The organism is Pseudomonas cyclaminis (genome assembly GCF_015163715.1).
In the GTDB taxonomy this organism is placed as follows: domain Bacteria; phylum Pseudomonadota; class Gammaproteobacteria; order Pseudomonadales; family Pseudomonadaceae; genus Aquipseudomonas; species Aquipseudomonas cyclaminis.
The window spans coordinates 1-8224 of sequence record NZ_JADDUM010000152.1 but is presented as its reverse complement, the minus strand read 5'-3'; the positions used below and the strand labels follow the sequence as shown (position 1 = coordinate 8224).

Genomic DNA, 8224 nt, shown 5'->3' with positions numbered 1-8224 from the left:
GCCTGGCCGCGCCACGCCGTACCGATCCTAAAACCGGCGAAGTCTATAACTCCACCCTCAAGCCGATCGGCAAAGCCGTAACCCTGCGCGGTATCAATACCGACAAAGGCGTTGTGGTCGACACCACCCTTGAGCCTGCGACCCAGGAAGAAATCGACGGCACCGTGAATGTCATGGGTGGCGCTGACTGGCAGCTGTGGATCGACGCCCTGCGTGACGCCGACGTCCTGGCCGAAGGCGCCAAGACCACTGCGTTCACCTACCTCGGCGAGAAGCTGACCCAGGACATCTACTGGAACGGTTCCATCGGCGAAGCCAAGAAAGACCTCGACAAGAAAGTCCTGACCCTGCGTGACAACCTGGCCGCACTGAAAGGCGACGCCCGTGTGTCGGTACTCAAGGCGGTGGTCACCCAGGCAAGCTCGGCGATCCCGATCATGCCGTTGTACCTGTCGTTGCTGTTCCGCGTGATGAAAGAGCAGGGCACTCACGAAGGCTGCATTGAGCAAGTCTACGGCCTGTTCAAAGACAGCCTGTACGGCAGCGAGCCGAAACTCGACGCCGACGGTCGTTTGCGTGCCGACCTGGCCGAGTTGGAGCCAAAGGTCCAGGACGCCGTAGCCGCACTGTGGGATCAGGTTACCGACGAAAACGTCAACGAGATCAGCGATTTTGCCGGCTACAAGGCGGAGTTCCTGCGCTTGTTCGGCTTTGAAATCGATGGCGTTGACTACGAGGCTGATGTGAACCCGACCGTCAAGATCAACGGTCTGGTCCAGGCATAAACGATGTGACTGACAACGGCCCAGGTAGCGGGATTGCCAGGCCGTTGTTTTCCCGACGCTGATTCAGGCGAGGCGGTTTTTTGCCCGAAGAAAGTCAGACCGCCTGATCCCGACCACTTCTTTCTCCCAGAGTGGATTCAATGGCACGTGATAGCCGCTGTCTTTGGCGGTCTTTATCAGTTCTGCCATTTCCCTACTGTTGGCGATGATACTGATGACATCGAACCTGCCTAATTTTGCGGGCAGGAAAAAAGTTGCCGGGTAGTTAGCGGCGACGTCTGTCGCCGGGCTGCCTGAGTCCGCATTGTGGTGGACCACCCGCTCACCCTCGCCAACCAGTTTCTGATTGATGAGCTCTATCATCTGCTCTATTCGCGGCGTGGCATTGCCGAGATGAGGGTCTTCTTTCTGGTAGAAGCGCTCAGCGTTTTCAAAGTCAGCTCTCAGCTCTTCTGGAACCTGCTTGTAGCGATTGATCCGATCCGTGAAGACACTGTGGGCGACATCGGGCACAGGCAGCTTATCCTGCGGGCCAAAGTCACTCAGGTGAGGAGCGACCATGTGCAGGTCGTAATCTGCCGTCAATGGCTTGCCGCCTGGCTGTTTTGCAAGTACTTCGAGTGGCTCGCCCTGATGAGAGATGAGGTAGTTGTCGCTGGACGGCGACGTACGATGACCTTCGAATTCATAGCGCTGCTCACTGGGGCCGCGGGCACTCAGGTGCACTGTGCCGTTGGGTCCTTGAGGCGTCGGTTGAGTTATCTGGCCCAGCTTTACCAATTCATCAAGGCGTTGGCCGGAGAGGGTTAGAGGCGTTGCGATCGCATGGCCATCTTGGATACAGGCCTGGATTTGCTTATTGGCGCTGGCCACTTTAGCCGGTGTTTTTTCAGCAAACTGTTCAAGTTTGCTGAACGCCTGGTTCGTACAGATCAGGCCTGCCTGCGGCCCCCAGTTGGCACTTTTCCCTTTGATATGGAAGTCCTTGGTAGGGTGTCCGGCTTCTATCAGCCCTGTCGCCACGGATTCAACCGGGCGTATTCCGATGATGGAATTGGTCGCAACCGCTATTTTTTGCAAGGGCACAAGGTGGCTCGGTAGTATCCCCGTCTGCTCCTTTACCGTTTCAAGTAGCGCGCTCATCGGATCATTCGTGCCTGGAGGGGTGGCGTCAGATGAGGCGGGGTGAAAGCGTTGCAGTGCGTCCAGGCTGAACGCGGAAGGCGAGGCGATTGAGGAAATCATACTGGTCATTACAGTATCTCCACGTCATGTTCACAGCTAAGTTGGATGATTCCCTCCCGTCCCACATCCCTTGATGTCTCTCGCTGGACACTAGACGGAGCGCGCTACCCAAAGTAGAAAAAGTCTGTGACTACTTTTGTAGTGCACAACTCCCTCCAGGCACCGTGAGGCACTGACTACAAGCCGGGGCGGCTGTTTTCTGCTGAGCGGAGGGTGTGAATTCTCAGAGCTTTCCTACGTGCGTTTACTTGCTGCAGTAGGCCAGGTACATGCCAGACTTGCCTGACCAGCGCGTTGCATACACGGGAGCAAGCTATGGCAATTCGTGCAGTAGTGTTTGATTTTGGTGGTGTGTTGTTTGATTGGAACCCGCAGCACCTGTACCGCAAGCTGATTGCCGACGAACACGAGCGGCAATGGTTTCTCGATACCATCTGTACCCAGGCCTGGAACACTGAGCAGGATGCCGGTCGGCCGCTGGCCGAAGCCACGCAGGTGCTGACCGATCAATTCCCGCACCATAAGGCCTTGATCACGGCGTACTACGCCCGTTGGCCCGAAATGCTGCGCGGCCCGTTGCCTGAAGGTGTGGCGATTCTCAAGGCGCTGTACGCGGCGAACATGCCGTTGTTCGGGCTCACCAACTGGTCGGCCGAAACCTTTCCCTATGCCCGTGCCCACTATCCATTCCTAAACTGTTTTCGCGACATAGTGGTGTCTGGCGAATTGAAGCTGATCAAGCCCAATCCGGCCATCTACGACGCCAGCCTCAGCCAGGTTCGTGCCCATTTGCCAGATATCCAGCCAAGGGAAGTCGTGTTTATCGACGATGTTGCTGACAATATCGACGCTGCCGTCGCCCTCGGCTGGCAAGGTATTCACCATGTCTCGGCTGAACACACGGCGGCCCGGCTGCGTGAGTTGGGCGTGGGCTTCTAGCGCGCCCACTTCTCCATGGCGAAATCGACAAAGGCGCGCAGCTTTGGCAGGCGATAACGGTCCTGGCCGTACAGCAAGTGCATGGGGCGGCTGGGCAGTTGGTAGGTGGTCAGCAATGCCACCAGCTTGCCGGTCTGCAGGTCGGGTTGCACCAGGGCGTCGGGCAGCATGACGATGCCCATGCCTTGCACCGCTGCCTGGCGCAGGGCCTGGGAGCTGTTGATGGTCAGCGAGCCGGATACCGGGATTTCCACCTCGCCCTCTGCGCCGGTCATGCGCCAGAGCTTGTCTGCATTGCGCCAGTCGTCGGTGGACGGGTAGGCGAACGCCAGGCAGTCGTGGTGTTGCAGGTCTTCGGGTGTCTGTGGCGTGCCGCGCCGTGCCAGGTAGTGCGGTGAGGCGCAGAGGGTGATGGTGTAGTCCTGCATCGGCCGGGCGATCAGGCTCGACGCCTCCAGTTCCCCCAGGCGGATCGCGACGTCAAAGCCGCTGTCGACCATGTCCATGCGCTGATTGCTGAGCACCACGTACAGTTTGATCAACGGGTAGCGTTGGGAGAATTCGCTCAAGGCGGGCGCCAGGCGTCGGTGCCGAAGGCGGGCGGGGCGGTGATGCGCAGGGTGCCTTTGGGAACTTCACTGTGGGCTTGTTCAGCCCATTGCTCGGAATCGGCCACCAGCCCCAGCACTTCCAGACAACGCTGGTAATACTGGCCACCGAACTCCGTCAGGCTCTGTTTGCGCGTGGTGCGCTTGAGCAGGCTGACGCCCAGGCGTTGTTCCAAGGCGCGCAGGTGGTTGCCGACCATGGTGGTCGACATCCCGCAGGCGTGGGCGGCGGCGGTCATGCTGCCGGTCTCCACCACTTTCACGTACACCGACATTGCCTGGAACAGGTCCATTATCAATCCCTGATTTAAAGTCATTGCAGGAAAGTGCAGTTTATCCATCTGAGGTGGCTAACGATACTTCAACCACCCCAACCGGAGCCTGCCACCATGACCGCCGCCTGCCTGATGACCACCTACCAACCTTTGGCCTTGAGTTTCACCCGTGGCCTGGGCACACGCCTATGGGATCAGCAGGGCCGAGAGTACCTGGACGCGGTGGCGGGCGTGGCAGTAACCAACGTCGGCCACTCCCACCCGAAACTGGTGGCAGCCATCAGCGAGCAAGCGGGCCTGTTGCTGCACACCTCCAACCTCTACAGCATCGACTGGCAACAGCGGCTGGCTCAGCGCCTGACACAACTGTCCGGCCTGGACCGTGCCTTCTTCAACAACTCAGGCGCCGAAGCCAACGAGACCGCACTGAAACTGGCGCGATTGCACGGCTGGAAAAAAGGCATCGAAGAACCGTTGGTGGTGGTGATGGAAAACGCCTTCCACGGCCGCACGCTCGGCACCATGGCCGCCAGTGATGGGCCATCGGTGCGTCTTGGTTTTCAGCGCCTGCCTGGGGATTTTCTCAAAGTCCGGTTTGGTGATCTGGCGGCCATCGAAGCACTCACCAAAACCGTTGGTACGCGGATTGCGGCGGTCTTGCTGGAGCCGATCCAGGGCGAAAGTGGCGTGCTGCCAGCGCCACCGGGTTACCTGCAAGCCTTGCGCGACCACTGCACGCGCCACGGCTGGTTGATGATGCTCGATGAAATCCAGACGGGCATCGGCCGTACCGGCGCGTGGTTTGCGTTCCAGCACGAAGGCATCGTGCCGGACGTGATGACCCTGGCCAAAGGCCTCGGCAACGGCGTGCCTATTGGTGCCTGCCTGGCCCGGGCGGCGGTCGCTCAGTTGTTCACGCCGGGCAGCCATGGCAGCACCTTCGGTGGCAACCCGCTGGCGTGTCGGGTGGGCTGCACCGTGCTGGACATCATCGACGAGCAAGGTCTGTTGCAGAACGCTGCGCAACAAGGCGAACACTTGCTGGCGCGGTTACGGATGGAATTGGACGAGCACCCGCAGGTGCTGGCGATTCGCGGTCAGGGCTTGATGATCGGTATCGAATTGGCCAGCCCCTGCCGCGACCTGGCCCAGCGCGCCGCCCAGGAACATGGGCTATTGATCAACGTGACGCGGGGCAAGGTCATTCGCCTGTTGCCGCCGCTGACCCTGGATGCCAAAGAGGTCGAGATGATCGTGCGGGCCATCACCCGGTTATTGGATCAGGTCCATTGAGCCATTCCTGGTTCATGGTTTCTTTATCGCCCAGGTATTCCAGCAACCACGCCATGGCCGGGGACAGTTTGCTCTGTGCCCAGGCCACGCACGACGGGCTGGCAGGGAAGGGCCGGGTCAATTGCAGCGCCACCAGTTCACCGCGTTCGATCCAGGGCAACACCTGATGCGCCGGGGCCATGCCGACGCACAGGCCATCGCGCAGGCAATCGATGGCGGATGCCCAGTTCGGCACCACCAGCCGCCGTTGGTTATCCAATGTCCAGGTGTCGCGCTTGGGCAGGTTACGTGAGGTGTCGGTCATGCACAGCGAGGCGAACGGGCGCAGTTGGTCGTCACTGAGCAGGCCTTGCACGGCCGCCAATGGATGCTTGGCGCTGACCACGCACAGCCAGTTCAACAAGCCCATGTCGCGAAAAGTGAAGTGACTGGCCACCGGCACCGCACTGGTGGCGCCGATCACAATGTCGGTGCGCTCATCGGCCAGGGCATCCCACACGCCGTTGTACACCTCGTACTCCAGCAACAATTCCACCTCGGGAAACTGTCGATAGAAATCCAGCACCAGTTGCCGGCAGCGCTGAGGTTTGACGATGGAGTCCACGGCCACCTTCAACTGGCCGCTCCAACCGTTTGCCACCTGCTGGCACAATCGCCGCGTGCCGAGCATTTTTTTCATCACGCCTCGGGCTTCGTCTATAAACAGACGGCCTGCGGGGGTCAGCTCGACGTCGCGATGGCGCCGCACAAACAGCGGCACCGCCAGCCATTCTTCAAGCTGGCGCACCGTGTAGCTGATAGCCGAGGGTACGCGGTGCAATTCTTGAGCGGCGGCGCTGAAGCTGCCGTGACGTGCCACCGCATCGACGACATCCAGGGAGTATTCAGACCACATAATGCTTGTCTTCAAAATTATTGATAGGAGCGTCCAATTATTATCGCTTCACAGGCAATCTGTCAGCTTCATAATGGGCGCCAGTCAGCAAATAGTTTGATGGCAGGATCGACAAGGCTTCAATGAAAAATTCTTTTGGTTTCACTTGGTATCTGGCGGGGCTGAGCATGCTCGGTTACCTGGCCATGGACATGTACTTGCCGGCGTTCGGCGCCATGGGCGAGCAGTTGCAGATTGGCGCGGGCGCGGTGGGTGCCAGCTTGAGCATTTTCCTCGCCGGCTTTGCCCTGGGGCAGTTGCTGTGGGGGCCGTTGTCCGACCGCCTGGGCCGCAAGCCCATTCTGCTCGCAGGCTTGAGCCTGTTTGTGCTGGGCTGCGCCGGGATGTTCTGGGTCGAGACGGCACCGCAGCTGCTGGCCTTGCGTTTTATGCAGGCCATTGGCGTGTGTTCTGCTGCCGTGAGCTGGCAGGCGCTGGTGATTGATCGCTACCCGGCCGACAAGGCACACCGGGTGTTCGCCAGCATCATGCCGCTGATGTCGCTGTCGCCGGCCCTGGCGCCGCTGCTGGGTGCGATGGTGCTGAATCACTTCGGCTGGCAGGCGATCTTCGGGGTGCTGCTGGGCGTTTCGCTGCTGTTGCTGCTGCCGACGCTGTTCCTGCGCAACGTGCCAAAACCACAGACTGAAGCGCCATCACGCCTGGGTTATACGCAGTTGCTGACTTCTCGGGTGTTCACCGGCAACGTAATGATCTTCGCTGCCTGCTCCGCCAGTTTCTTTGCCTGGCTGACCGCTTCGCCCTTCATCCTTGGCGACATGGGCTACAGCCCCAATGACATCGGCCTGAGCTACGTATTACCGACCCTGGCGTTTCTGGTGGGTGGCTACAGTTGCCGCAGTGCCCTGCAGCGTTTCCAGGGCAAGACGCTGCTGCCCTGGTTGCTGGTGGCCTATTGCATCAGCATGCTGGCGCTGTACCTGGTTGCGACCTTGACCGTGCCGACCCTCACCACGTTGCTGATTCCGTTCTGCCTGATGGCGTTGGTCAACGGTGCGAGTTATCCGATTGTGGTGGCGAATGCGCTGATGCCGTTTGCGGAGAATTCCGGCAAGGCGGCGGCGCTGCAAAACACCTTGCAACTGGGTCTGTGTTTTCTCAGCAGCCTGCTGGTGTCGTCGATGATCGAGCAACCGCTGCTGATTACCGTGATTGTGATGCTGGCGACCGCGCCACTGGCTGTGTTGGGCTACTGGCTGGCGCGGCCGAAGGCGGACGACTCCGAGTTGGCCGCTGCCTAGAACGTGACTTCCATATTCACCGTCGCGTCGACGTGCGGCTGCCCCGGCCGCCGTCTACGCCGAACTTGTTGTGCCAGTACTCGTAACCCACCCCGAGGTACAGGTTCGGCTTCACGCTTTTACCCGGCCGTACCGCCACCATCAACGCTGTGCGCATCAAGGCCTCCGGCGCCGTGTCGCGGCCATGGTAGTCCTCACCTTTTTCCCCGACGTAATTGATAAACCCCTGGAATTTCGCCGCGTGATTGGCGATCTCGAATGGACGCATCCAGGTCAGGTTAAGCATGTAGGTGTCGTCGAAGGTGTGGTTCGATTCCTGCGCGCCGGGGATGCCCGTATGGTTCTTTTCCTTGTAGTACATCAGGCTCAGGTCCAGCACGCCCACGGTGTTGAACTTCAAGGTCGGGCCAATCACCAGCGCGCGTTTTTTCGCCGAGGCGAAGTTGTTGTTGCGGTTGGCATCGAAGCCCAGGGTCAGCGCGTAATCCTTGATCAGCCCGGTGCCCAGCGGCACATCCAATACACGTGAAGCGTACAACTGGTGCCGGTATACAGCGTATACCTCGCTGCCACCGTGATCGGTGCCCTTGCGTGGGTCGCGGCTGTCGGACAGGAATACATCCAGATTCAGGAAATTGCTGCCGTATTGGTAGCCGCTGGCGTGGGTGAAGCTGTAGATGCGCTTGCTGAAGTCGTCGGGATTGTTCGGGTTGGTGAACTGCTGGCCATAGCGAAAGCCCAGGCTGTTGTTCATCCATTCCACCGCGACAGCCTCCCCGCCGCCGAGGAGGGTGAGTGCAACGGTGGCGCCCTGTAATACCTTTTTCATGGTTGTAATCCTTTGGCGTTCTGGCTCATCACGGCCGGATTGTTTTTGTAACGC

At 59.7% G+C, this 8224-nt stretch carries 6 protein-coding genes and 2 pseudogenes; 4 read left to right on the top strand and 4 right to left on the bottom strand.

Features of this window, described 5'->3' with window-relative positions; all coding sequences use genetic code 11:
• On the top strand, positions 1-785 hold a 785-nt coding region (locus IQK56_RS18925), incomplete at its 5' end, for a bifunctional NADH-specific enoyl-ACP reductase/trans-2-enoyl-CoA reductase (protein WP_193901784.1).
• A gap of 63 nt (positions 786-848) precedes the next feature.
• Here the strand turns inward: IQK56_RS18925 and IQK56_RS18920 are convergent.
• The gene (locus IQK56_RS18920; protein ID WP_193862749.1) at positions 849-2039 is read right to left on the bottom strand and encodes an anthrax toxin-like adenylyl cyclase domain-containing protein; all 1191 of its coding nucleotides are present in this window, start codon (positions 2037-2039) and stop codon (positions 849-851) included.
• A 306-nt stretch (positions 2040-2345) separates the two neighbouring features.
• On the opposite strand from IQK56_RS18920, the gene IQK56_RS18915 reads away from it, so the two are divergent.
• On the top strand, positions 2346-2969 hold the full coding sequence (locus IQK56_RS18915; RefSeq protein WP_122309446.1) for an HAD family hydrolase: 624 nt from the start codon (positions 2346-2348) through the stop codon (positions 2967-2969).
• On the opposite strand, the pseudogene IQK56_RS18910 reads toward IQK56_RS18915, so the two are convergent.
• Positions 2966-3870 (bottom strand): annotated as a pseudogene (locus IQK56_RS18910) (LysR family transcriptional regulator). The gene IQK56_RS18915 and the pseudogene IQK56_RS18910 sit on opposite strands and share 4 nt — an antisense overlap.
• Before the next feature lie 96 nt (positions 3871-3966).
• Between IQK56_RS18910 and IQK56_RS18905 the strand changes: the two are divergent.
• The gene (locus IQK56_RS18905; protein WP_150674647.1) at positions 3967-5145 is read left to right on the top strand and encodes an acetylornithine transaminase; all 1179 of its coding nucleotides are present in this window, start codon (positions 3967-3969) and stop codon (positions 5143-5145) included.
• Here the strand turns inward: IQK56_RS18905 and punR are convergent.
• On the bottom strand, positions 5117-6040 hold the full coding sequence (gene punR / locus IQK56_RS18900) for a DNA-binding transcriptional activator PunR (protein WP_122308411.1): 924 nt from the start codon (positions 6038-6040) through the stop codon (positions 5117-5119). The two genes, IQK56_RS18905 and punR, sit on opposite strands and share 29 nt — an antisense overlap.
• Before the next feature lie 122 nt (positions 6041-6162).
• Here punR and punC point away from each other — a divergent pair, with 122 nt between their 5' ends.
• Positions 6163-7341 (top strand): purine nucleoside transporter PunC, encoded by a 1179-nt coding sequence (gene punC, locus IQK56_RS18895; RefSeq protein WP_193862745.1) that lies wholly within the window; start codon positions 6163-6165, stop codon positions 7339-7341.
• On the opposite strand, the pseudogene IQK56_RS18890 reads toward punC, so the two are convergent.
• Positions 7338-8170, bottom strand: a pseudogene (locus tag IQK56_RS18890) (nucleoside-binding protein). The gene punC and the pseudogene IQK56_RS18890 overlap by 4 nt on opposite strands.
• Positions 8171-8224 lie beyond the last annotated feature (54 nt).